The organism is Pseudomonas paraveronii (assembly GCF_963681955.1).
GTDB classification, from domain to species: Bacteria; Pseudomonadota; Gammaproteobacteria; order Pseudomonadales; family Pseudomonadaceae; genus Aquipseudomonas; species Aquipseudomonas paraveronii.
On sequence record NZ_OY817130.1, the window covers coordinates 4,365,690 to 4,391,043 of the forward strand.

19 protein-coding genes and 4 tRNA genes are annotated in these 25,354 nt (G+C 61.9%); 3 read left to right on the forward strand and 20 right to left on the reverse strand.

The annotated features are described in order from the left end of the window. Nucleotides 1-245: 245 nt before the first annotated feature. Nucleotides 246-322, reverse strand: a tRNA-Val gene (locus U5A08_RS20070). A gap of 184 nt (nucleotides 323-506) precedes the next feature. Between U5A08_RS20070 and U5A08_RS20075 the strand changes: the two genes are divergently transcribed. After that, entirely contained in the window at nucleotides 507-1,790 is a 1,284-nt protein-coding gene (locus U5A08_RS20075) for an NAD(P)/FAD-dependent oxidoreductase (protein ID WP_253397517.1), read from the forward strand. Between the two features lie 227 nt (nucleotides 1,791-2,017). Here U5A08_RS20075 and U5A08_RS20080 read toward each other — a convergent pair. The 19 genes from U5A08_RS20080 to leuC all read right to left on the reverse strand — a co-directional run bounded on the left by U5A08_RS20080 (nucleotide 2,018) and on the right by leuC (nucleotide 20,969). Next, nucleotides 2,018-2,094: transfer RNA gene (locus tag U5A08_RS20080), tRNA-Asp, on the reverse strand. Nucleotides 2,095-2,199: 105 nt separating this feature from the next. Beyond that, nucleotides 2,200-2,276 (reverse strand) — tRNA-Asp (locus U5A08_RS20085). A gap of 55 nt (nucleotides 2,277-2,331) precedes the next feature. Continuing rightward, nucleotides 2,332-2,407, reverse strand: a tRNA-Val gene (locus U5A08_RS20090). Between the two features lie 107 nt (nucleotides 2,408-2,514). After that, nucleotides 2,515-3,279 carry an SDR family oxidoreductase gene (locus tag U5A08_RS20095; protein ID WP_253400417.1) on the reverse strand — a complete coding sequence of 255 codons (765 nt, stop codon included), beginning with the start codon at nucleotides 3,277-3,279 and terminating at the stop codon, nucleotides 2,515-2,517. A gap of 11 nt (nucleotides 3,280-3,290) precedes the next feature. After that, nucleotides 3,291-4,502 carry an O-succinylhomoserine sulfhydrylase gene (locus U5A08_RS20100; protein WP_253397519.1) on the reverse strand — a complete coding sequence of 404 codons (1,212 nt, stop codon included), beginning with the start codon at nucleotides 4,500-4,502 and terminating at the stop codon, nucleotides 3,291-3,293. Between the two features lie 65 nt (nucleotides 4,503-4,567). Continuing rightward, complete coding sequence (gene purF / locus U5A08_RS20105) at nucleotides 4,568-6,073, reverse strand: amidophosphoribosyltransferase (protein ID WP_247403595.1); 1,506 nt, start codon at nucleotides 6,071-6,073, stop codon at nucleotides 4,568-4,570. A gap of 41 nt (nucleotides 6,074-6,114) precedes the next feature. After that, nucleotides 6,115-6,672, reverse strand: a complete 558-nt coding sequence (locus tag U5A08_RS20110) for a CvpA family protein (protein WP_247403593.1) — start codon at nucleotides 6,670-6,672, stop codon at nucleotides 6,115-6,117. Nucleotides 6,673-6,929: 257 nt separating this feature from the next. Continuing rightward, entirely contained in the window at nucleotides 6,930-7,580 is a 651-nt protein-coding gene (locus U5A08_RS20115) for an SPOR domain-containing protein (RefSeq protein ID WP_253397521.1), read from the reverse strand. Continuing rightward, a complete protein-coding gene (folC, locus tag U5A08_RS20120) occupies nucleotides 7,564-8,871 on the reverse strand; it encodes a bifunctional tetrahydrofolate synthase/dihydrofolate synthase (RefSeq protein ID WP_321848277.1) in 1,308 nt (435 codons plus the stop codon). The genes U5A08_RS20115 and folC overlap by 17 nt, the downstream gene beginning before the upstream one ends. Continuing rightward, entirely contained in the window at nucleotides 8,868-9,788 is a 921-nt protein-coding gene (gene accD / locus U5A08_RS20125) for an acetyl-CoA carboxylase, carboxyltransferase subunit beta (protein ID WP_253397524.1), read from the reverse strand. The genes folC and accD overlap by 4 nt, the downstream gene beginning before the upstream one ends. Nucleotides 9,789-10,032: 244 nt before the next feature. Then, a complete protein-coding gene (locus tag U5A08_RS20130; RefSeq protein ID WP_247407642.1) occupies nucleotides 10,033-10,665 on the reverse strand; it encodes a phosphoribosylanthranilate isomerase in 633 nt (210 codons plus the stop codon). A gap of 64 nt (nucleotides 10,666-10,729) precedes the next feature. Continuing rightward, entirely contained in the window at nucleotides 10,730-11,554 is an 825-nt protein-coding gene (gene truA, locus U5A08_RS20135; protein WP_247407644.1) for a tRNA pseudouridine(38-40) synthase TruA, read from the reverse strand. A gap of 158 nt (nucleotides 11,555-11,712) precedes the next feature. After that, complete coding sequence (locus tag U5A08_RS20140; protein ID WP_321848280.1) at nucleotides 11,713-14,259, reverse strand: FimV/HubP family polar landmark protein; 2,547 nt, start codon at nucleotides 14,257-14,259, stop codon at nucleotides 11,713-11,715. 162 nt (nucleotides 14,260-14,421) lie between these two features. Then, a complete protein-coding gene (locus U5A08_RS20145; RefSeq protein WP_247406537.1) occupies nucleotides 14,422-15,432 on the reverse strand; it encodes an aspartate-semialdehyde dehydrogenase in 1,011 nt (336 codons plus the stop codon). Between the two features lie 249 nt (nucleotides 15,433-15,681). After that, nucleotides 15,682-16,794 (reverse strand): aspartate-semialdehyde dehydrogenase, encoded by a 1,113-nt coding sequence (asd, locus tag U5A08_RS20150; RefSeq protein WP_048718908.1) that lies wholly within the window; start codon nucleotides 16,792-16,794, stop codon nucleotides 15,682-15,684. 64 nt (nucleotides 16,795-16,858) lie between these two features. Further along, nucleotides 16,859-17,941: a 3-isopropylmalate dehydrogenase gene (leuB, locus tag U5A08_RS20155; protein ID WP_321848282.1), complete on the reverse strand. Its 1,083-nt coding sequence runs from the start codon at nucleotides 17,939-17,941 to the stop codon at nucleotides 16,859-16,861. 52 nt (nucleotides 17,942-17,993) lie between these two features. Then, complete coding sequence (locus U5A08_RS20160) at nucleotides 17,994-18,758, reverse strand: class I SAM-dependent methyltransferase (RefSeq protein ID WP_321848284.1); 765 nt, start codon at nucleotides 18,756-18,758, stop codon at nucleotides 17,994-17,996. A 137-nt stretch (nucleotides 18,759-18,895) separates the two neighbouring features. Further along, a complete protein-coding gene (gene leuD / locus U5A08_RS20165) occupies nucleotides 18,896-19,540 on the reverse strand; it encodes a 3-isopropylmalate dehydratase small subunit (protein ID WP_253397528.1) in 645 nt (214 codons plus the stop codon). 10 nt (nucleotides 19,541-19,550) lie between these two features. After that, on the reverse strand, nucleotides 19,551-20,969 hold the full coding sequence (leuC, locus tag U5A08_RS20170; protein ID WP_321848287.1) for a 3-isopropylmalate dehydratase large subunit: 1,419 nt from the start codon (nucleotides 20,967-20,969) through the stop codon (nucleotides 19,551-19,553). Between the two features lie 147 nt (nucleotides 20,970-21,116). Between leuC and U5A08_RS20175 the strand changes: the two genes are divergently transcribed. Further along, complete coding sequence (locus tag U5A08_RS20175) at nucleotides 21,117-22,007, forward strand: LysR family transcriptional regulator (protein WP_247402290.1); 891 nt, start codon at nucleotides 21,117-21,119, stop codon at nucleotides 22,005-22,007. A 66-nt stretch (nucleotides 22,008-22,073) separates the two neighbouring features. Then, the gene (locus U5A08_RS20180) at nucleotides 22,074-25,352 is read left to right on the forward strand and encodes an EAL domain-containing protein (protein ID WP_253397530.1); all 3,279 of its coding nucleotides are present in this window, start codon (nucleotides 22,074-22,076) and stop codon (nucleotides 25,350-25,352) included. The last annotated feature ends 2 nt before the right edge of the window (nucleotides 25,353-25,354 follow it).

Below are 25,354 nucleotides of genomic sequence, written 5' to 3' on the forward strand. Positions count from 1 at the left end.
CAGGGAGGCAAACCCCTATGTACGCCGGACAAATGCATATGGAAACGTTCAATGGCGAGATTCTCTGCCAAATGCTCGTCCAAATCATCTGCCTGCTAGCGGTGGCTCAGCTTTTCTTCTGATCGCCCGCCTCACCGTCCGCCGTGAACGGGGTGGGGCGAAGCTGTGCCAAAAATTCCAGGCAACAAAAAAGGGCTCACCTTTCGGTGAGCCCTTCTAGACCGCCCAGCAGAGCGGATTTTGTTTGGTAGGCGCGATTGGACTCGAACCAACGACCCCCACCATGTCAAGGTGGTGCTCTAACCAACTGAGCTACGTGCCTGCTGTGAGGCGGCATTCTACGGAATTCCGGAGGGCTGTCAACATCTTTTTTGCAGCTAACCCTATGAATATGCGAATTTTTTATTTTCGGTCAGTACATCCGTATTTTTTGGGCGGCTGGCAGGCAATTTTCAACTCAGGTAGGATCCGGGCACTCGTAAAAAATATAAAACAGAGGTTCCAGGATGGCGAACACGCCCTACCCCCAGTCGTATTACGCCGCGTCCGCGAATGCGGTTGCGCCTCGACCAGTACTGCAAGGTGAAGTCGAAACGGATGTTTGCGTGATTGGTGCCGGCTACACCGGCCTCTCCAGTGCGCTGTTTCTGCTGGAGAACGGTTTTCGCGTGACGGTCCTGGAGGCGGCAAAGGTGGGGTTTGGCGCGTCAGGCCGCAATGGTGGGCAGATCGTCAACAGCTACAGCCGCGATATCGATGTGATCGAGCGCAGTGTCGGGCCGAAGCAGGCGCAACTGCTGGGGCAAATGGCGTTTGAGGGCGGCAAGATCATTCGCGAGCGGGTGGCCAAGTACCAGATCCAGTGCGACCTGAAGGACGGCGGGGTATTTGCCGCACTGAACAGCAAGCACATGGACCACTTGGAGTCGCAGAAGCGCCTGTGGGAGCGTTACGGCCATACGCAGCTGGAGTTGCTGGATGAACGGCGCATCCGCGAGGTGGTGGCCTGTGACAATTACATCGGCGGCCTGCTGGACATGAGCGGCGGGCATATTCACCCGCTTAACCTGGCACTGGGCGAAGCGGCAGCCGTGGAGTCCCTCGGCGGTACGATTTATGAGCAGTCGGCGGCAGTGCGCATCGAGCGCGGCGCCAACCCGGTGGTCCACACCGCCGAGGGCAAGGTCCGGGCGAAGTTCATCATCGTCGCCGGCAATGCCTACCTGGGGAACCTCGTGCCAGAGCTGGCGGCCAAGTCGATGCCGTGCGGCACACAAGTGATCACCACCGCGCCGCTGGGGGATGAGCTGGCCAAGACCCTATTGCCGCAAGACTACTGCGTCGAAGACTGCAACTACCTACTCGACTACTACCGCCTTACCAGCGACAAACGCCTGATCTTCGGCGGCGGCGTGGTGTATGGCGCGCGGGACCCGGCGAATATCGAAGCGATCATCCGCCCAAAAATGCTCAAGGCTTTCCCGCAACTCAAGGACGTAAAGATCGATTACGCCTGGACAGGCAATTTCCTACTGACCCTGTCGCGCTTGCCGCAAGTCGGTCGCCTGGGCGACAACATCTATTACTCCCAAGGCTGCAGCGGCCACGGCGTGACGTACACGCACCTGGCGGGCAAAGTACTGGCGGAGGCCCTTCGAGGCCAGGCAGAGCGTTTTGATGCGTTTGCCGACCTGCCGCACTACCCGTTCCCGGGCGGACAGCTATTGCGCACGCCGTTTGCCGCAATGGGCGCCTGGTATTACGGGCTGCGGGATAAGCTGGGGTTCTGATTGGACCGCCTGCCTGGGATGCCGACGCGGCGGACTCATGACGAGGCCGAGTCGATGCCATCGCAGGCAAGCCAGCTCCGAGGAGACCTGCAAAAAACCGGCTGACCAGAGCCAAATCGCAGACACAAAAAACCCCGGTCTTTCGACCAGGGTCTTTGCTATCGGATCAAAGATAGCCAAAGGCTTTCTTTGTGCTGCAAGGCGTTCAGTGGGCCTTGAAGCAGATATGGCGCAGCGGACGGGACTCGAACCCGCGACCCCCGGCGTGACAGGCCGGTATTCTAACCGACTGAACTACCGCTGCGTATCGCTTGACCGGCTGAGCGTAAACCCTCAACCGTCTTTAAACATCTGATCGATCAGCCTTGGCTGTTCAATCTCAAGCTCGACACGTCGAACCTGGAAAATATGGCGCAGCGGACGGGACTCGAACCCGCGACCCCCGGCGTGACAGGCCGGTATTCTAACCGACTGAACTACCGCTGCGCGTCGGTGCAACCTTTAACGTTGCGTCTTGCCCGAAGGCAAAACTCTCAAGAAGTGGTGGGTGATGACGGGATCGAACCGCCGACCCTCTGCTTGTAAGGCAGATGCTCTCCCAGCTGAGCTAATCACCCTTTGCTTCGTTGAGGCCGCGAAATTTACGCAGATAGCGGACCTAAGTCAATAGCCTGCTTGAAGTTTTTCTGAAAAAGACAAAATTGCTTCAAGACGGCTACCCACCCTACTCGCTGTAAATCATCTTCTTGCTCATGCCACCGTCCACGACAAACTCTTGCCCCGTGACGAACCCGGCCTGGCGCGACAGCAACCATGCCACCAGCGCCGCCACGTCCTCTACTGTGCCAACCCTGCCCGCCGGATGCTGGGCGTGATCGGCGTCGGTCAACGGCGCTGCGCGACGGGCTGCCGGATCACGCGCATCGATCCAGCCAGGGCTGACGGCGTTGACCCGCACTTCCGGGCCAAGACTCATCGCCAAGGCATGCGTCAGGGCCAGCACGCCGCCCTTGCTCGCAGCGTAGGCTTCGGTGTCCGGTTCCGACTGCCGAGCCCGGGTCGACGCCAGGTTGACGATCGCACCGCCATGGGCACGCAGGTACGGCGCACAGTGCTTGGCCAGCAACATCGGGCCGCTGAGGTTCACCGCCAGCACGCGATTCCAGGAGGCCAGATCGAGGCTTTCCAAGGTGATATTGCGCGGGTCGGCCACCGCGGCATTGCACACCAACGCATCCAGGCGTCCGAACTGCCCAAGCACTTCGGCGACGCCTTGGGCGACTTGCTTCTCGTCGGCCACGTCCATGGTGATAAACCAGGCGTTCTCACCGAGCACCTTGGACACCTTGGAGCCGCGCTCGCGGTCCAGGTCGGCCAACACCACCTGCCAGCCTTCGCTGATCAGCCATGCAGCGATCCCCAGGCCAATGCCCCGGGCGGCGCCCGTCACCAGCGCGACGCGCCCGTTACCGGCCGCAGCAGCGTCAATGGCCCACTCGATCACAAGGCTGCCAGCCCGCGAGCCAGGTCAGCCTGCAAGTCAGCCACGTCTTCGAGCCCTACCGCGACGCGGATCAGGCTGTCACGAATGCCCGCCGCTTCACGCTCCTGTGGCGCCAGGCGACCGTGGGACGTGGTGCTCGGGTGGGTAATGGTGGTCTTGCTGTCACCCAGGTTGGCCGTGATGGAGATCAGGCGCGTCGCATCGATAAAGCGCCAGGCGCCCTCTTTGCCGCCTTTCACTTCAAAACTCACCACGGCGCCGAAGCCACGCTGCTGGCGCTGGGCCAACTCGTGCTGCGGATGGCTCTTGAGGCCTGCGTAATGAACCTTCTCGATACCGTCCTGCTGTTCCAGCCACTCGGCCAGGGCCTGGGCGTTCGCACAATGGGCCTTCATCCGCAGGCTGAGGGTTTCCAGGCCCTTGAGGAAGATCCACGCATTGAACGGGCTCAGGGTCGGGCCGGCAGTACGCAAGAACCCCACCACTTCTTTCATCTGCTCGCTGCGACCTGCCACCACCCCGCCCATGCAACGGCCCTGGCCGTCGATGAACTTGGTCGCCGAATGCACGACAACGTCCGCGCCCAGCTTCAACGGCTGTTGCAGCGCCGGGGTGCAGAAGCAGTTGTCGACCACCAGCATGGCGCCTTTGGCATGCGCCACTTGCGAGAGCGCGGCGATATCCACCAACTCGGCCAGCGGGTTGGACGGCGACTCGACGAACAGCAGCTTGGTATTGGCTTTGATTGCCGCATCCCAGCCGGAAAGATCCGCCAAAGGCACGTAATCGACTTCGATACCGAAGCGCTTGAAATACTTTTCGAACAGACTGATGGTTGAACCGAACACGCTGCGCGACACCAGCACATGGTCGCCAGCGCTGCACAGGCTCATCACCACTGCCAGGATCGCCGCCATGCCGGTCGCCGTGGCGACCGCCTGCTCAGCGCCTTCCAGTGCGGCGATACGCTCTTCGAACGCGCGCACGGTCGGGTTGGTGTAACGGGAATAGACGTTGCCCGGCACCTCACCGGCAAAACGCGCAGCGGCGTCGGCAGCAGTGCGGAACACGTAGCTGGAGGTGAAGAACATCGGGTCACCGTGCTCACCTTCCGGCGTTCGGTGCTGGCCGGCGCGCACAGCCAGGGTATCGAAAGCTACGCCATCGAGGTCGCTGTCCAACCGACCGGCATCCCATTCCTGACTCATGCTGCGACTCCTTACTCAATTCTTTATTTAAGATACAAAACCGGCCCCTCAGGGCCGGTGTTTACTCAGTTGTTGTACAGATCGATGATCGCGCTGACCGCCTGGGTCTTGATCTTCGACGAGTCGTTACGCGCCTGCTCGATCTTGTTCAGGTAAGCCTCATCGACATCACCGGTCACGTACTTGCCGTCGAACACGGCGCAGTCGAACTGCTCGATCTTGATCTTGCCACCGCCGACCGCTTCGATCAGGTCGGAAAGGTCCTGGTAGATCAGCCAATCGGCGCCGATCAGGTCGGCCACGTCCTGGGTCGTGCGGTTGTGGGCGATCAGTTCGTGGGCGCTCGGCATGTCGATGCCGTACACGTTCGGGTAACGCACGGCGGGCGCTGCGGAGCAGAAGTACACGTTCTTCGCGCCGGCTTCGCGAGCCATCTGGATGATCTGCTTGCAGGTGGTGCCACGCACGATGGAGTCATCCACCAGCATCACATTCTTGCCACGAAATTCCAGCTCGATGGCGTTGAGCTTCTGGCGTACCGACTTCTTGCGCGCCGCCTGGCCAGGCATGATGAACGTGCGACCGATGTAGCGGTTCTTGACGAAGCCTTCGCGGAACTTGACGCCCAGATGGTTGGCCAGCTCCAGTGCGGCGGTACGGCTGGTGTCCGGGATCGGGATCACCACGTCGATATCGTGTTGAGGGCGCTCGCGCATGATCTTGTCGGCCAGCTTCTCGCCCATCCGCAGACGCGCCTTGTACACCGAAACACCGTCGATGATCGAATCCGGACGCGCCAGGTAGACGTGTTCGAAGATGCACGGGGTGAGTTTCGGTGCCACAGCGCACTGGCGGGTGTGCAGCTTGCCATCTTCGGTGATGTACACCGCTTCGCCCGGCGCCAGGTCGCGGATCAAAGTGAAGCCCAGCACGTCCAGGGACACGCTTTCGGAGGCGATCATGTACTCGACGCCTTCGTCGGTGTGACGCTGGCCGAACACGATCGGACGGATGCCGTGCGGGTCGCGGAAACCGACGATGCCATACCCGGTGACCATGGCCACTACCGCGTAACCACCGACGCAACGGTTATGCACGTCGGTCACGGCGGCAAACACGTCTTCTTCGGTCGGCTGCAGCTTGCCGCGCTGGGCCAGCTCGTGAGCGAACACGTTGAGCAGCACTTCCGAGTCGGAATTGGTGTTGACGTGACGCAGGTCAGATTCGTAAATCTCCTTGGCCAGTTGTTCAACGTTAGTCAGGTTACCGTTGTGCGCCAGGGTGATGCCGTAAGGCGAGTTGACGTAAAACGGTTGAGCTTCGGCCGAGGTCGAGCTACCGGCCGTCGGGTAACGCACATGGCCAATGCCCATGTGCCCGACGAGGCGCTGCATGTGACGTTGATGGAACACGTCACGCACCAGGCCATTATCCTTGCGCAGGAATAACCGGCCGTCGTGGCTGGTCACAATACCGGCAGCGTCCTGGCCGCGGTGCTGGAGGACGGTTAGCGCGTCATACAGCGCCTGATTGACGTTCGACTTACCGACGATACCGACGATGCCACACATGCGACGCAACCCCTACTTAATGAATCTTGACTGAACACTGCTTACTGAGGCGTTTTGGCCGGTAAGAGGTGCTCCTTGAACGGAAGATCAGCGGGCATGCTGATCCCGCTGGCCAGCCACTGACTGCTCCACCCCAATATGAGGTTCTTGGACCAATCTGCAACCAATAGAAATTTTGGCACGAGTACCGACTCCTGCCACCACGAATCCTGCTGTACCGGCCCCAGGCTCAACAGCCCGACCGCCACGACCACCAGCAACGCGCCACGCGCAGCACCGAAGGCCATGCCGAGAAATCGATCGGTCCCGGAGAGGCCGGTGACACGTATCAACTCGCCAATAAGATAATTGACCATTGCTCCCACCAGCAGCGTGGCGATGAACATGATGGCGCAGCCCGCGATGACGCGAGCCGAAGGTGTCTCGATGTATCCGCTCAGGTAGACCGACAGCGAACCGCCGAACATCCAGGCGACGACTCCTGCGATGATCCAGGTCAGCAACGACAGTGCTTCTTTTACGAAGCCGCGGCTTAGACTGATCAAAGCGGAGATGGCAACGATTGCGACGATCGCCCAATCAACCCAGGTAAATGGCACAGTGCAGCCTACGGACGGATAAGGCGGCGCATTTTAGCAGAGCGCCGAGCTATCGGTAAGCTGTGATTGCGGGTGCTTTGCAAATCAATAGTTTGTGACGAGTTAAGCGCATTTCAAGGCCCGCACAAAACCAAAGTGGGAGGGGGCTGGCTCCCGATGGCGGTGGGTCAGTCAGCACAACCGATACTGATCGACCGCCATCGGGGGCAAGCCCCCTCCCACATTTGACTGCATTCCAAGCTGAAAGCGGCGTGAACTCAGCCGCGCTCAGGCTGGAAACGCACCACAAAGCCATTGAGATTCTGCTGGCGCCCCAACAAATCGCGCAGGCGGTCCGCTTCGGCACGCTCGATCAGCGGTCCGATAAACACGCGATTCTTGCCATCTGCGCTGCGGATGTAAGCGTTGTAGCCCTGGCTGCGCAGTTTTTTCTGCAAGGCCTCGGCGCTTTCGCGATTGGCCAGGCTGGCCAGTTGGATCGACCAACTGATCGGCAGGCCATTCGGGTCGATACGGCTCTGGCCCACGTCCGGCTTGCCCGGCGCGGCAGGTTGCGGGGCGACCGGTTTGGGGGCAGGCGCTGGTGCGGCAGGTTTGGCGACGACAGGCGCTGGCTTGACCACAGGCACACTCGGCTGCACCGGCATCGACGGAGCCGGCTGCGCGGCCAGGTCCTCATCGGTCGGCACCGGCTCTTCTTCAGGCAATGCCTGCGGCTCAGGCACCACCACCGGTTCAACCTGTACCTGAGGCACTGCCGGCGCCTGGGGCGATGCCGGCGCCTCGACAACCACCTGGCGCTGCTCATCCTGACGGGAGAACAGCATCGGCAAGAAAATCACCGCCAAGGCCACCAGCACCAGGGCGCCGACCATTCGCTGCTTGTATGCGCTATCCAGTAATGCCATGTGCAGCTTCCTCCGTGGAGCGCCGGGCCAACCATTCGAGCGCCTCGGCAACACAATAAAATGACCCGAACAACAGAATCTCGTCCTCGGGCATGGCAACCGCACACTGCGCTTCAAGGGCCGCAGTGACGCTTGCATATGACGTCACGTGCGCACCAAGGTTCTGCAAGGCAACCTCAAGCTCAGCGGCAGGCCGGCTGCGCGGCGTGTCCAGGGGCGCAACCGCCCAGGCCTGGACATTCGCCAGCAACGGCACGACGACCCCCTCCAGATCCTTGTCGGCCAGCAAACCGAACACCGCCAGGCGACGACCCACCGGCGCTGTACGCGACAGGCGTTGCGCCAGGTATTCGGCGGCGTGGGGGTTGTGCCCCACATCCAGCAGCAGGTTGAGGCGCTTGCCCTGCCAGTCGAAAGCACGGCGGTCCAGACGCCCGACGATCCGCGTAGCCAGCAATGTACGAGCAATCTGCGCAGGATTCCACGGCAGGTCCAGCAGCAGATAGGCTTGCAGGGCGAGCGCGGCGTTTTCCATCGGCAGGTTCAGCAGCGGCAGGTCATGCAGCTCCACGAGCTGGCCGCGCGCATCACGCCCGCGCCACTGCCAATGCTCAGCGCCCACTTCAAGATTGAACTCGCGCCCACGCAGAAAGAACGGGCAATCCAGCTCCCGCACCTTGTCCAGCAACGTCTGCGGCGGGTCCAGGTCACCGCACAGCGCAGGCCTGCCCTGGCGGAAGATCCCGGCTTTTTCATAGGCCACGGACTCACGGGTATCACCCAGGTAGTCGACATGGTCGACGCCAATGCTGGTGATCAGCGCCAGGTCGGCATCCACCACGTTGACCGTGTCCAGACGCCCGCCCAGGCCCACTTCAAGCACGACCACATCCAGGCGCGCACGCTCGAACAGCCAGAACGCCGCCAGGGTGCCCATCTCGAAGTACGTCAGGGAAATCTCACCGCGTCCGGCATCGAGCGCGGCGAAGGCTTCGCAGAGCTGCTCGTCAGTGGCTTCGACGCCATTGAGTTGCACCCGCTCGTTGTAGCGCAGCAGGTGCGGCGAGCTGTACACGCCGACCTTCAGCCCTTGGGCCTGCAGCAGCGCTGCGACAAAGGCACAGGTCGAGCCTTTGCCGTTGGTGCCGGTCACCGTGATCACTCGCGGCGCCGGACGGCCCAACCCGAGGCGTGCCGCTACCTGTTGCGAGCGCTCCAGACCCATGTCGATAGCGGACGGATGCAACTGCTCAAGGTAGGCGAGCCATTCGCCCAGGGCTCGTTGGGTCATAGGTTTGCAGGCACCGGCGGCACGACGATCGGTTCAACCTTCGGCGCGACGTAGACCGGCGTCGGCAGGCCCATCATTTGCGCGAGCAAGCTACCCAGGCGTGGACGCAGCTCGGCGCGGGCAATGATCATGTCGATCGCGCCGTGCTCCAGCAAAAATTCGCTGCGCTGGAAGCCTTCCGGCAGTTTTTCACGAACGGTCTGCTCAATCACACGCGGGCCGGCAAAGCCGATCAGGGCTTTGGGCTCGCCGACGATCACGTCGCCCAGCATCGCCAGGCTGGCAGACACGCCACCGTACACCGGGTCGGTCAGCACGGAGATGAACGGGATGCCCTCTTCCCGCAGACGCGCCAGCACCGCGGAGGTCTTGGCCATTTGCATCAGGGAGATCAGCGCTTCCTGCATGCGCGCACCACCGGAGGCGGAGAAGCAGATCATCGGGCAACGGTTTTCCAGGGCGTAGTTGGCGGCGCGCACAAAACGCTCACCGACGATGGCACCCATGGAACCGCCCATGAAGGAGAACTCAAACGCCGACACCACAACCGGCATCCCCAGCAGCTTGCCGCTGACCGAAATCAGCGCGTCCTTCTCACCGGTCTGCTTCTGCGCAGCGGTCAGGCGATCCTTGTACTTCTTGCCGTCGCGGAACTTGAGGCGGTCAACCGGCTCCAGGTCAGCGCCCAGCTCGTTACGGCCATCGGCGTCGAGGAAAATGTCGATGCGGGCGCGAGCGCCGATACGCATGTGGTGGTTGCACTTGGGGCAAACGTCCAGGGTCTTTTCCAGCTCCGGGCGGTACAGCACCGCGTCGCAGGATGGGCACTTGTGCCACAGACCTTCAGGAACCGAGCTTTTCTTCACCTCGGAACGCATGATCGAAGGGATCAGTTTGTCTACTAACCAGTTGCTCATGCTTTCTTTCTCCAGTACCGGTGGCTTGAACACAGCCCCGCGTATGCCCTTGAGCTAAATTCATATGTGGCGATGACACATGCTGGACGGGGTCAGACGTTCGACCGGCCATTTCCCGCATGCATCCTCAGCCTTCCAGACAACCTGCCCGTGCAGGGTTGCCACTTCATTTCCGGGCCTCCCGCAGGCGGCACCGGGCTGTTTTACACAGTGATAGTTATGGACGGCGGCAGACTGCCAGCCGTCACATCGCGCCGTTGCTGTTGCGCACAGCCTGCAAGAAAGCGCGAATCTTGCTGTGATCCTTGATGCCCTTGCCCTGCTCTACGCCCCCGCTGACATCCACGGCATACGGCCGAACCTGCTCGATCGCCGCCGCGACATTGGCGGGGGTGAGCCCGCCGGCCAGGATGATCGGTTTGCTCAACCCCTCGGGGATCAGCGACCAATCGAAGGCTTCGCCGGTGCCGCCGGGTACGCCTTCGACGTAGGTGTCCAGCAGAATCCCGCGCGCGCCGGTGTAGGCAGCGCAGGCGCCCGCGATATCATCCCCGGCCTTGACCCTCAACGCCTTGATATACGGGCGCTGGTAGCTTTCGCACTCGTCAGGGGTTTCATCGCCGTGAAACTGCAACATGTCCAACTGCACAGCATCCAGGGTTTCGTTGAGTTCGCAACGGCTGGCGTTGACGAACAAGCCCACGGTGGTCACGAACGGCGGCAGCGCGGCGATGATCGCGCGCGCCTGCACCACACTCACCGCCCGCGGGCTCTTGGCATAAAACACGAAACCGATGGCGTGCGCCCCCGCTTCGACTGCCGCCAGCGCGTCTTCTATGCGGGTAATCCCACAAATCTTGCTGCGAACGGCTGACATGTCGTAGAAACCTCAGGGGTTGGACCGAGAAAGTCCCGGATGGTAACAAAAGCTTTTCCGGGCGTCAGCCGCCAAGTTCGCTGAAACCGGTGAGGAAGTGTGGCCCGACGAAGCGCTGCGGTAGCTCGAACTCGTCGCGATACTCCACCTCCACCAGATACAGGCCAAACGGATGCGCCGTGACACCGCCGGTGCGGCGAATGCGGCTCTCCAGCACTTCCTTGGCCCACTCCACCGGGCGTTCGCCGGTGCCGATGGTCATCAGCACGCCGGCAATGTTGCGCACCATATGGTGCAGGAACGCCCCGGCGCGGATATCCAGCACAATCATCTTGCCGTGACGCGTGACCCGCAGGTGATGGACTTCCTTGATCGGCGACTTGGCCTGGCACTGGCCGGCGCGGAACGCGCTGAAATCGTGGACGCCAACCAGGTGCTGCGCGGCCTCGGCCATGCGCTCGGCATCCAGCGGGCGGTGGTTCCAGGTAATTTCTTGATTGAGGTGAGCCGGGCGGATCTGGTCGTTGTAGATCACATAGCGGTAACGCCGGGCGATAGCCTTGAAGCGCGCATGAAAATGCGCCGGCATGACCTTCGCCCAACTGACACTGACGTCATGGGGCAAATTGATATTAGCGCCCATCACCCACGCCTTCATCGAGCGCTCGGCCTGAGTATCGAAGTGCACCACCTGGCCGCAGGCGTGTACGCCTGCATCGGTGCGCCCAGCGCACATCAGCGATACCGGCGAGTCAGCAACTTTGGACAGGGCCTTTTCCAGGGTTTCCTGCACCGTCAGCACGCCGGACGCCTGGCGCTGCCAGCCGCAATAGCGCGAACCTTTGTATTCCACGCCCAGGGCGATGCGGTAAAAGCCTGCAGCCGCCATTTCGGCAGCCGGGTTATCTATATTTGCCAAGAACTGAGAGCCTGATGAGTTGCGCGAAGGCGGGCATTATAAGGCGCTGCGCCCCAGACGCCATGTGTTTGGTACCGGCAATGCAAAACGGCGGCCCGAAGGCCGCCGTCTGGGTTAACCCCTGGCGATTACGCCAGTCGGCCAAGCATTTCCTTGGCTTCGCCGCGCTGGGCTTCATCACCCTCGGTCAGCACTTCGGAAAGGATATCCCGCGCGCCGTCCGCATCGCCCATATCGATATAGGCCTGGGCGAGGTCCAGCTTGGTGGCGACTTCATCGGTACCGGAGAGGAAGTCGAATTCCGGCTCATCACCGCCCAACGCCGCGTCTTCGGCGGTGAAAGACGGTTCGATCGGCGGACTTTCCAGGCTCTGGGACAGACGATCGAGTTCGGCGTTGACGTCATCCAGTTCCGAGGCGAACGCATCGGGCTTGGCCGCCGGGGCCTCCGGCTCGTCGGCCAGGGACAGGTCGAAGTCTTCCGGCAAGTCAAGGTCGTCCAGGGCGGCCGGGGTCAGGGTCGGCGGTTCGACCGCAGGCACGTCCTTCATCTGATCTTCGAGCCCCGAAAGGAAGTCGTCATCGGACTGGGAAGACGGCGGCTCCAACTGCAGGTCGAGATCAAAGTCCGACAGGTCTTCCGAAGCTGGCTTGGCTTCGGTCTGTTGCTGCAACAGCGCCTCGAAGGTCTGCTGATCGGCATTGTCCACCGCCGCCGGTGAAGCCGCCTCCAGCTCGTCCAGGCTCAGATCGAAATCGGTGTCGAACGCCTCTGCTTCAGCTTCCGGCACGGAAGCCGGCTTATCTTCCATCAGATCCTTGACGTATTGAGCGTCCAGCGCGGCGGCGGCCACGGCGGCGCTCACCCCCGCGGCCAACACGGCCATGGCCGGGAAGCGCGACTTGAGCTGCTCGACCTGGGCATGGTTTTCACCATTGGCCACCAGTTGACGCTCCTGGGTGATGAAACCGTCCTTGTCGTTTTGCAGGCCGTAGACTTCCATCAGTTTCAAGCGCAAGTCGCTGCGCTTTGTTTCGTACTTGATGGCTTGCTCCAATACATCGGCCGCCTGGTTCAAGTGACCGCGGTCGATATGGGACTGGGCCTGCACCAGCGCATCATTGGCGTTTTCCGGCGCAACGGCGACAGCCAGGGGCGCAAGCACCGAGGCCACGCTCGGTGCCGCTGCCGGTGCGACGACAGGCGCTGGCGTAGGCGTAGGCGCGGCAGCCAACGTGACGTTCGGTGCCGGCACTTCCAGGCCAGCGAAGCTGTCCGGTGGCAGATCAAGGTCGATGTTCGAGGTGAATTCCGGCTCTTCAGCCAGGGCGCGCGCCATGCGCACGTGCTTTTCTTCTGCGCGACGGGCATTGCGATGACGCGCCCACAACAGCAGGAGCAACAACACCACCAGACCGGCCGCGCCGCCAATGACGCCGAGGACGATCGGGTTGGTCAGCAGCTCGTTGAATTTGTCTTCGCTGCTCGCAGGCACTGCGTCGGGCTTGATCGGCTCGGACGCCGGGGCCGCAGTGGCTGCCGGTTCGGCGGGCGCGACCACAGGGGCGGGCGGCTCACCGGCCAACTGCGCGGGCATGACCGCTGCCGCCTGGGCTGCCGGGTCGCCTTTTTCAGCCTGCAACCTGGCCAGTTGATCGTTCTTGAGCTGGATCAGCTTTTGCAGCTTGTCCAACTGGCTCTGCAGGTCTGCTGCGCGGCTTTTCAGTTCTTCGTTGTCACGGCGCGTCGTGTCGAGCTGCTCCTGGGCCATCGCCAGCTTGTCGCCCAGGGCCTGGCTATCACCCGCCTTACCCTTCGCGCCCTTCTTGGCCGCTTCGGCCGAAACCAGGCTCAAGCTGTCCTTGGCATTGGTGCTGGCCGGCGCATTGCCCGCCTGGGTGCGCTTAGTGGCGTCCAACTGCTGCTTGCCAGCCGCTTGATTGGTCGCGGCGCGACGGCCCTGGCGCCAGGCAGCGTTCTGCGCGGTCACTTCGGCAATGGCTTTGGGCTGTGGCAGCGCGGTGCTTTGTACGGTATCCGGCAGGCGCAGCACGCGACCGGTTTTCAGACGGTTGATGTTGCCATCGACAAAAGCGTGAGGGTTGAGCGCCTGGATCGCCAGCATGGTCTGCTGCACCGAAGCGCCATTGCGATGCTTTTCGGCGATTTCCCACAGCGTGTCATGGGCCGTGGTGGTGTGCTGGGCAGGCACACTCACCGCAGGTGCGCTCAAACGAGGCGTGGCCGCGGTGTTGGTCGGCGTCGATTGGTCGAACTTGGCCGGGTCGAGCAACACGCTGTAGTCACGCATCAGGCGGCCATTCGGCCATTGCACTTGCAGCAGGAAACGCACGTAGGAATCAGGCAGCGGCTTGCTCGACGTGACACGCACCACACTGCGCCCGGCCGGGTTGATCACCGGAGTAAACGTCAGGTCATTGAGGAACGCCTGGCGATCGACCCCCGCATCCACAAACGCCTGGGACGATGCCAGGCTCGGGGTGATCTCGGAGGCCGTGAGGCCGCCGACGTCGAGCAATTCGATTTCCACCGACAATGGCTGGTTCAACTTCGACTTGAGGGTCATCTCCCCAAGCTGCAGCGCCTGCGCCATACCGGAGGACAGCGCCGAGGCGGCCGCTATTGCTAACACCAGTTTGCGAACTTGAACCATAGCCTCATCCTTTGTTTGAACACTCCCCGGCCTGCGAGAAGGTTGGTAACCGTTGCCATAAGGCACGGCGAGCCGATAGGTCACCGACGCGCAACTGTTCCTGCTTGGGGCCAAGCATAGCGCCTGGTTAGAATCAATCTACAAATTGCCGCCAAGTATCTTTTACACAAGGCCTTTTATCAACAACTGCGCCAGCTGCACCGCATTCAGTGCGGCGCCTTTGCGCACGTTATCTGACGTCAACCACAGATTTAGTTCCGCCGGATCGTCCACTCCCGCACGCACTCGGCCGACGTAGACTACATCCTGGCCGACGGCATCACCCACGGCAGTCGGGTAATCCCCCTCCTCCACCCGCTCAATACCCGCTGCAGCGTCGAGAGCGCGGTTGACGACGGCGAGGTCGACCGGCGAGCCCAATTGCAAAGACACAGTCAAGCTATCGCCAAAAAACACCGGGGCTTGAACGCAAGTCGCGGAAATCTTTAGTAAAGGAGTTTCCAGCACGGCGCGCAGTTCGTGTACGAGGCGTTTCTCCAGCTCTGTATGACCCTGGGCGTCCGGCGTGCCGACTTGTGCCAGCAGGTTGAACGCCATCTGCCGATCAAAGAATTTGGGCTCCAGGGGGCGCACATTCAGCAGTTCGGCGGTTTGGCGCGCCAGTTCGCTGACCGCTTCACGGCCCTGAGCAGACACCGCCAGGTTAGCGGTAACGCTGACACGTTGGATATCCAGCACACCGCGCAGCGGCGCCAGGACCACCGCCAGGTTGGTGGCGGACGGGCTCGGGCTGCCGAGTTGGAACGGCTTTTTCAAACCGTCCAGCACATGGGCATTGGCTTCCGGCACCACCTGAGGCGCCTGCGCGGCCGGCAATGCGCCCGATAAATCAATCACCGAACAGCCGGCTGCCGTGGCACGCGGGGCGAAGCTCAGGGTCACCGCCGGCCCGGCCGCGAAAAACGCCAGTTGCGCCTTGCTGAAATCAAACTCATCGACTTCCCGCACGCGCACGTTCTTGCCACGGAACGGCACCGACGCGCCCGCAGAGTTACTGCCCGCCAGCAGATACAGGGTGCCCACCGGGAAAGCCAGTTCTTCGAGGATCTGCACCAGGGTTTCACCGACGGTGCCGGTGGCGCCGATCACGGCGATATCAAAGGTCTGGGTCATGGGGGCTGCCTCGGGCATTGCGGGGGGGAGCGGCACTTTACCGGGTGGCTGGGGGTGAGGCAATTAGCCCGGGGCTTGCGGTGTAGCTGACGGCGCTATCGGGGGCAAGCCCCCTCCCACAGTGAACAGCCTTTCAACGTTGGAATTCGGTCGAATGTGGGAGGGGGCTTGCCCCCGATAGCGCCCGAAAGAACAATAAAAAACCCGCGCCTGTCGCCAGTCGCGGGTTTTTCCTAGTGCCTTACGCGATCAACGCTCCAGCAGAATCCGCAGCATGCGGCGCAGCGGTTCGGCCGCGCCCCACAACAGTTGGTCGCCGACGGTGAACGCGCCCAGGTACTGGGTGCCCATGTTCAGCTTGCGCAGACGTCCCACCGGTACATTCAGGGTGCCGGTGACCTTGGTCGGGCTCAGCTCCTGCATGCTGATGTCGCGGTTGTTCGGCACCAGCTTGACCCATGGGTTGTGCTGGCTGATCAGCCCTTCGATATCGGCGATCGGCACGTCTTTGTTCAGCTTGATGGTCAGCGCCTGGCTGTGGCAACGCATGGCGCCGATGCGCACGCAGATGCCATCCACCGGAATCGGGCTCTTGAAGCGACCGAGGATCTTGTTGGTCTCGGCCTGGGCCTTCCACTCTTCACGGCTCTGGCCGTTCGGCAGTTCCTTGTCGATCCACGGGATCAGGCTACCGGCCAACGGTACGCCGAAGTTCTCGGTCGGGTACGCGTCGCTGCGCATGGCTTCGGCCACACGGCGGTCGATGTCGAGGATCGCGCTGGCCGGGTCGGCCAGTTGATCGGCGACGGCCGCGTGGGTCGCGCCCATCTGCTTGATCAGTTCGCGCATGTTCTGCGCGCCGGCGCCGGACGCCGCCTGATAGGTCATGGCGCTCATCCACTCGACCAGGCCGGCTTCGAAGAGGCCGCCCAGACCCATCAGCATCAGGCTGACGGTGCAGTTGCCACCGATGTAGTTCTTCGTGCCCGCGTCGAGCTGCTGGTCGATGACCTTGCGGTTGACCGGGTCGAGAACGATCACCGCATCGTCCTGCATGCGCAGGCTGGATGCAGCATCGATCCAATAACCCTGCCAGCCGGCTTCGCGCAGCTTGGGGAAGACTTCGCTGGTGTAGTCGCCACCCTGGCAGGTCAGAATCACATCGAGAGTTTTCAGCTCTTCAATGCTGTAGGCGTCCTTGAGCGGAGCAATATCCTTGCCCACGGACGGCCCTTGGCCGCCCACGTTCGAAGTGGTGAAAAACACCGGCTCAATAAGATCGAAATCCTGCTCTTCCAGCATCCGCTGCATGAGCACGGAACCGACCATACCGCGCCAACCGATCAGACCTACACGTTTCATCGCAACTACACCTTGTTAAAAAGTGGGCCGACTTGCAGCAATAACTGCAAGCGGGCCGGAGAGATTACAGATTCCGCAGCGCGGCGACTACTGCGTCGCCCATTTCTTGCGTACCGACTTTGGTGCAACCCTTCGACCAGATGTCGCCAGTGCGCAAGCCCTGGTCCAGCACCAGGCTCACGGCCTTCTCGATGGCGTCCGCTGCGTCGCTCAGATTGAAGCTGTAACGCAGCATCATCGACACCGACAAAATAGTCGCCAACGGGTTGGCAATGCCAAGGCCTGCGATGTCCGGCGCCGAACCGTGGCACGGCTCGTACATGCCCTTGTTGTTGGTGTCCAGGGACGCCGACGGCAGCATGCCGATGGAACCGGTGAGCATCGACGCCTGGTCGGACAGAATGTCGCCGAACAGGTTGTCGGTGACGATCACGTCGAACTGCTTCGGCGCGCGCACCAATTGCATGGCGGCGTTGTCGACGTACATGTGGCTGAGTTCGACATCCGGGTAGTCCTTGGCGACTTCCTCGACGATTTCGCGCCACAACTGGCTGGAGGCCAGGACGTTGGCCTTATCGACCGAGCAGATCTTCTTGCCACGCACGCGGGCCATGTCGAAACCGACCCGGGCGATACGGCGGATTTCGCTTTCGCTGTACGGCAGGGTGTCGTAGGCCTGGCGCTCGCCATTCGGCAGTTCGCGCACACCGCGTGGCGAGCCGAAGTAGATACCGCCGGTCAGCTCGCGCACGATCAGGATATCCAGGCCCGCCACCACTTCTGGCTTGAGGCTCGACGCGTCGGCCAGTTGCGGGTAGAGGATCGCCGGGCGCAGGTTGCCGAACAGGCCCAGTTGCGCGCGGATCTTCAGCAGGCCGCGCTCAGGGCGGATGTCACGTTCGATCTTGTCCCATTTCGGGCCACCCACAGCGCCGAGCAGCACGGCGTCGGCCGCACGGGCGCGGTCCAGGGTCTCGTCGGCCAGGGGCACGCCGTGCTTGTCGATGGCCGCGCCGCCGATCACGTCGTGGCTCAATTCGAAGCCCAGGTTGTACTTGGTGTTGGCCAATTCCAGGACTTTGACCGCTTCGGCCATGATTTCCGGACCAATACCGTCGCCTGGGAGAATCAGAATCTGCTTGCTCATGCGTTCCTCATTTCATCGTGCGACCCGCCCAGGGGCAGGTCGGGAAAAATACTCAGCGTTCGGCCCAAACCACCAGCACGTCGGTGCTGAAGGTGCCGTCGGCTTGAATTTCATAGTAATCGCGGACTTCCTGACCCATCGCCTGTTGCAGCTCCAGGATCGCCGCGCGCAAGGCCAGCGGCGTGCGCATGCGCTCGACCCACGAGGTGTATTCCAGGCGCAGGCGCTGGCGGCTGCTGTTGCGCACATGCAGACCGGCTTCGCTGAGCTGGCGCATCCATTCGGCGGCGGAGTAATCGCGCACGTGGCTGGTGTCGCGCAGCACTTCGACGGTTTGCAGGTAAGTGTCCAACAGCGGGCTGCCCGGTGACAAGACATCGACAAACGCCGCCACGCCACCCGGCTTGAGCACCCGGCGCACTTCGCGCAGGGCCAGGCCGAGGTCGCTCCAATGGTGCGCCGAATAGCGGCTGAACACGAAGTCGAATTCGCCATCGGGAAACGGCAAGCGCTCAGCGGCGCCGTGTACCGTGCGGATATTGCCCAAGCCACGGTCCACGGCAGCGGCTGCGACCACGTCAAGCATTTGCTGGGACAGGTCGTAGGCCACCACTTCTTTTACCAGCGGCGCCACATGGAAGCTGACATGACCGGCACCGCAGCCCAAATCCAGCAGTCGCGCAGCGCCGTGCCCGGCCAGTTCGGCCTGGAGCAGCGCGAATTCAGTGCCTTGGGCGTGTACGGCACTGCTCAGGTAGGCCGAAGCCTGCTCGCCGAATTGTTTTTGCACGACTTGGGTGTGGGCGGCTTTGGTCATGGGAGTTTCCTCAATGGACCTTGTGGTGTTTGTTCTGGCGCCATCGGGGGCAAGCCCCTCCCACATTTGAAGGTGTTCACACATCAAAATGTGGGAGGGAGCTTGCTCCCGATGGCGGCGGTCCTGCCTAGATCACATCAAGCGTCGCGAAACAACCAAGGCTGGCTGGCCCGGTGCTTGGTTTCAAACGCGGCAATCGCATCGCCGTCCTGCAAGGTCAGGCCGATGTCGTCCAGGCCGTTGATCAGGCAGTGCTTACGGAAAGCATCGACTTCAAAGTGATACACCTTGCCGTCCGGACGAGTCACGGTCTGCGCGGCGAGGTCGACGGTCAGTTCGTAGCCGGGGTTGGCTTCCACTTGCTTGAACAGTTCATCCACTTCGGCATCGCTCAAGATGATCGGCAGCAAGCCGTTCTTGAAGCTGTTGTTGAAGAAGATGTCGGCGTAGCTCGGCGCGATGATGCTGCGAAAACCATATTCTTCCAGAGCCCACGGCGCGTGTTCGCGGCTGGAGCCGCAGCCGAAGTTTTCCCGCGCCAGCAGCACGCTGGCACCCTGGTAACGTTCGGCGTTGAGCACGAAGTCCTTGTTCAGCGGGCGCTTGGAATTGTCCTGGTAGGCGTAGCCCACGTCCAGGTAGCGCCACTCGTCGAACAGGTTGGGGCCGAAACCGGTGCGCTTGATCGACTTCAAGAACTGCTTGGGGATGATCTGGTCGGTGTCCACGTTGGCACGGTCCAACGGCGCGACAAGACCTGTGTGTTGGGTAAAAGCTCTCATCGGGTATTCCTCAGATCAATTCGCGAACGTCGATGAAACGACCGTTGACGGCGGCGGCGGCGGCCATGGCCGGGCTGACCAGGTGGGTACGCCCACCGGCGCCCTGACGCCCTTCGAAGTTACGGTTGGAGGTCGACGCGCAATGCTCGCCGGACTCCAAGCGGTCCGGGTTCATCGCCAGGCACATGGAGCAGCCCGGTTCACGCCATTCAAAACCGGCCTCGAGGAAGATCTTGTCCAGGCCTTCCGCTTCGGCCTGGGCTTTCACCAGGCCCGAACCCGGCACCACGATGGCTTGCTTGATGGTCGAGGCGACTTTGCGGCCCTTGGCGATCACCGCCGCGGCGCGCAGGTCTTCGATCCGCGAGTTGGTGCAGGAACCGATGAACACGCGATCCAACTGAATGTCGGTGATCGCCTGGTTGGCTTTCAAGCCCATGTACTTCAAGGCGCGCTCGATCGAACCGCGCTTGACCAGGTCGGCTTCCTTGGCCGGGTCCGGCACGTTCTGGTCGACGGCCAAGACCATTTCCGGCGAGGTGCCCCAGCTGACTTGCGGCTTGATCTGGGTCGCGTCGAGTTCAACCACGCTGTCGAACACGGCATCGGCATCGGAGACCAGGTCTTTCCAGGCCTCAACGGCGGCATCCCAGTCGGCGCCTTTCGGGGCGAATGGACGGCCTTTTACGTAGTCGACGGTTTTTTCATCCGCCGCCACCATGCCCACGCGGGCACCGGCTTCGATGGACATGTTGCAGATGGTCATGCGGCCTTCGATGGACAGGTCGCGAATGGCGCTGCCGGCGAATTCGATGGCATGACCGTTACCGCCGGCGGTGCCGATCTTGCCGATCACGGCGAGCACGATGTCCTTGGCGGTCACGCCAAACGGCAATTGGCCTTCAACGCGTACCAGCATGTTCTTCATTTTCTTGGCGACCAGGCACTGGGTGGCGAACACATGTTCCACCTCCGAGGTGCCGATGCCATGGGCCAGGGCGCCGAACGCACCGTGGGTGGAGGTGTGGGAGTCGCCGCAGACCACGGTCATGCCGGGCAAGGTGGCGCCCTGCTCCGGGCCGATCACGTGAACGATGCCCTGACGCACGTCATTCATCTTGAATTCGGTGATGCCATATTCGTCGCAGTAGTCGTCGAGGGTCTGCACCTGCAAACGCGACACGGTATCGACAATGGCGTCGATCCCGCCCTTGCGCTCCGGGGTGGTCGGCACGTTGTGGTCCGGGGTGGCGATGATCGAGTCGACGCGCCAGGGCTTGCGCCCGGCCAGTCGCAGGCCTTCGAACGCTTGGGGCGAGGTCACTTCATGGATGATGTGACGGTCGATATAGATCAGCGACGAGCCATCGTCGCGCCGTTTCACTTCATGGGAATCCCAAAGCTTGTCGTAAAGCGTTTTGCCGGCCATCAGTCGGTCCTCATCAGCGGTCTTTCTATGCCCCGGGTCTTGAGACATTCAATAACCCTTTGGCTTGTGAGGCTGATGGTATGGCGCTACATTAAATAACTCAAATTCATATTTTTTATGCTTTGGATTACCAACTGGAATACCACAATGGACCTGGCCAACCTCAATGCCTTTATCGCCATCGCCGAGACCGGCAGTTTCTCCGGCGCCGGCGAGCGCCTGCACCTGACCCAACCGGCCATCAGCAAACGCATTGCCGGCCTGGAGCAGCAATTAAAGGTGCGTTTGTTCGATCGCCTGGGCCGTGAAGTCGGCTTGACCGAAGCCGGGCGTGCCTTGTTGCCGCGCGCCTATCAGATTCTCAACGTATTGGACGACACCCGGCGCGCCCTCACCAACCTCACCGGCGAAGTCAGCGGGCGTCTCACATTGGCCACCAGCCACCATATCGGCCTGCATCGCCTGCCGCCGATCCTGCGCACCTTCACCCGGCAATACCCCAACGTTGCGCTGGATATTCAGTTTCTCGACTCGGAAGTGGCCTACGAAGAGATCCTGCATGGCCGCGCCGAAGTGGCAGTGATCACCCTGGCGCCCGAGCCGCACAACCTGGTGCGCGCCACCCCGGTGTGGGACGACCCGCTGGATTTCGTGGTGGCGCCCGAGCACAGCCTGACCCACAACGGCTCGGTCAGCCTGGCGGACATCGCCGGGCACCCGGCGGTTTTTCCCGGTGGCAACACGTTTACCCACCACATTGTCAGACGCCTGTTCGAGGCCCAGGGCCTCACGCCGAACATCGCGATGAGCACCAACTATCTGGAAACCATCAAGATGATGGTGTCCATCGGCTTGGCGTGGAGCGTATTACCGCGCACCATGCTCGATGATCAAGTGGCAAGTATCGCTTTGCCAGGCATACAACTCAGTCGCCAGCTAGGCTATATCGTGCATACCGAAAGGACGCTGTCGAACGCTGCGCGGGCTTTTATGAGCCTTTTGGATGCACAGGTCGATCTGCCAGGGACACCGGCATGAAACTGTGCGGCCTCAAGGCCTGAGCAAAACCGCGCCGAACGCCCATCGAGCCAAGGCTTTTTGATAATGCGCAATCCCGTCGACCCAATGCCACCCCTGCCCCGCATTTACGCCCTGGACCCTGAAGAGGCGGAACAAAGCTGGGACAGCGCCCCGCAACTGCTGGCAGCGCTTAACGCTGCACGGTTGGGTGCGTGGTGCTGGGAAATCGATACCGGGCGTATCAGTTGGTCACGGGGCACCCAGGCATTGTTCGGTTTTGACCCGCGCCAACCATTGCCCAAGGATCTGGATTACCTGGACCTGCTCGCGCCAGAAGACCGCGCCCGGGTGGTCCGCGCGTTTCACGCGGTCGTCGCCGGCGAGCCATTCGAGCAGGCCATGCACCATCATATCCAGTGGCCGGATGGCAGCCAGCACTGGCTGGAAATCAATGGCAGTCTGGCACCGGACAAAGCCGGCCGGCGCCGCATGATCGGGGTGATCCGCGAGACCACCCGCCAGCGCGAACGGGAACACGCCCTCAGCCATTCCGAAAAGCGCTTCGCCACGCTGTTTCACCTGTGCCCGAACATGGTCCTGCTCACCCGCCAGTCCGACGGATTGATCAGCGAAGCCAACCAGTATTTCGAAATCCTCTTCGGCTGGCCGGTCGCCGACGCCATCGGTCGTACCACCCTGGACCTCGGCCTGTGGCGCCACCCCGAACAGCGCGCACAACTGGTCAAGGCCACCCAGCGCAAGGGCGAACCCATCACCATGGAAGTGCGGTTCTGTGCCAGCAACGGGCAGATCCACGACGGCACGCTCTGCGCACAGAAGGTCGAACTGGAGGGCGAGGCCTACCTGATCAGCACCTTTCTCGACACCACCGAGCGTAAAAACGCCGAACAAGCCTTAAAGGACAGCCAAGAGCGCCTGGACCTGGCCCTGGACTCGGCGCAATTGGGCACCTGGGACTGGCACATTCCCACCGGCATGCTCTACGGCTCGGCACGCGCGGCCCAACTGCACGGCCTGCCGTCCGAGGCGTTCCATGAATCGTTCGAAGCGTTTTTCGAGGGCATGCCCAAGGAAGAGCGTGAGAATATGCGCAATGCCTATCGCACCCTGCGCGAAGGCCCGGCCGGCAACTATCAGCTGACGTACCGCGTACCACTGGAAGACGGCAGCTCGCGCTACCTGGAAAGCCGCGCACGCCTGTACCGCGACGAGCGAGGCGCGCCGCTGCGCATGGCCGGCACCCTGCTGGACATCACCGACCAGGTCGAGCGCGAACAACGCCTGAGCGCCTCCGAAGAAAAGTTCGCCAGCCTGTTCCAAGCCAGCCCCGACCCGATCTGCGTCACCTGCCTGGACAGCGGCGAGTTCATCGAGATCAACCCCGCGTTCACCCAGACCTTTGGCTGGACGGCCGCCGAAGTGATCAACATGAACGCCGAACAGATCGGCCTGTGGGACGAGTCGAGCCAGCGCCTGCAACGCATCGAACAGGTGATTCGCGACCAGGCACTGAGCAACGTGGCCATCGTTGCGCACCACAAAAGCGGCCAGGCCCTGACCTGCGTGATTTCCAGTCGTCTGATCAAGGTCGGCGACCAGCCGTGCATCGTCACCACCCTGCGCGACATTACCCAGCAGCAACGTTCCGAGGCCGCGCTGAAGGCCAGCGAAGAAAAATTCGCCAAGGCCTTTCATTCCAGCCCCGACGCGATTTCCATCACCGAACACGACACCGGCCGCTATGTGGAGGTGAACGACGGCTTCTGCCGCCTGACCGGTTTTCGCGCCGAAGACGTCATTGGCCTGACGCTGTACCAGGTCGGCATCTGGGCCGATGAAAACCAGCGCGCGGTACTGCTGGCCGAACTGCAACTCAAAGGCCGTATCCGCCATTTGGAAATGCTCTGGCACAACAAGCGCGGCGATGTGCTGGCGGTGGAGGTTTCAGTCGAGCCGATCACCCTCAATGAAACCCCCTGCCTGCTGCTGACCGCACGGGATGTGAGCCTGTTGAAAAACGCCCAGGCGCAGATCCGCCACCTGGCCTACCACGACCCGCTGACCAACCTGCCCAACCGGGCGCTGCTGATGGACCGCCTGAGCCAGCAGATCGCCCTGCTCAAGCGCCATAACCTGCGCGGCGCATTGCTGTTTCTCGACCTCGACCACTTCAAGCACATCAACGATTCCCTCGGCCACCCGGTGGGCGATACCGTGCTGAAAATCGTCACCGCACGGCTCGAAGCCAGCGTGCGCATGGAAGACACCGTCGCGCGCCTGGGTGGCGATGAGTTCGTGGTGCTGCTCAGCGGCCTGGAGGGCACGCGCACCGAAGTCAGCGCCCAGGTTCAGGAACTGGCCGATACCCTGCGTGAATTGCTGTCCGAGCCGATGTTCCTCGACGGCCAACGCCTGCAGGTCACGCCGAGCATTGGCGTGGCGCTGATCCCCGATCATGGCTCGACCCCAGCCGACTTGCTCAAACGTGCTGACATCGCGTTGTACCGGGCCAAGGATTCGGGGCGCAACGCCACGCAGATGTTCCACAACAGCATGCAGAAAACCGCCAGCGAACGGCTGCGCATGGAAACCGACCTGCGCCTGGCCCTGGCACGCGGCGAATTCAGCGTGCATTACCAACCCCAGGTGGACGCGCGCGGCAATAAGATCGTCGGTGCCGAGGCTCTGGTGCGTTGGCAGCATCCGCAACTGGGCGCGCAGGCGCCGTCCGAATTCATCAAGGTGCTGGAAGACAGCGGCCTGATCCTCGAAGTTGGCACCTGGATACTCGATGAAGCGTGCGCCGCCTTCGAGCAGTTGATCAAAGAAGGCAAGGTGGACCCGCAGAATTTCAGCCTGTGCGTGAACATCAGCCCTCGACAGTTTCGCCAGGACGACTTTGTCGAACGGGTCGAGCGCAGCCTCAAGCAGCATTCACTGCCCTACTGCCTGCTGAAACTGGAAATCACCGAAGGCATCGTGATCCAGAACCTCGATGACACCATCAGCAAAATGCTGCGCCTGAAAAAGCTCGGCGTCAGTTTTGCGATGGACGACTTCGGCACCGGTTACTCATCGCTCACCTACCTCAAGCGCTTGCCGGTGGATGCGCTGAAGATCGACCAGTCCTTTGTGCGCGATGCCACCCACGACCCCAACGACGCCGAAATCATCCGCGCTATTGTGGCCATGGCCCAGAGCTTGAACCTGGAGGTGATCGCCGAAGGCGTCGAAACCCCCGAGCAACTGGCGTTCCTGCAAAAGCTGGGCTGCCACTTGTTCCAGGGCTATTTGCACAGCCGGCCATTACCGATAGAAGGGTTCAGGCTATTGCTGGATTAAGG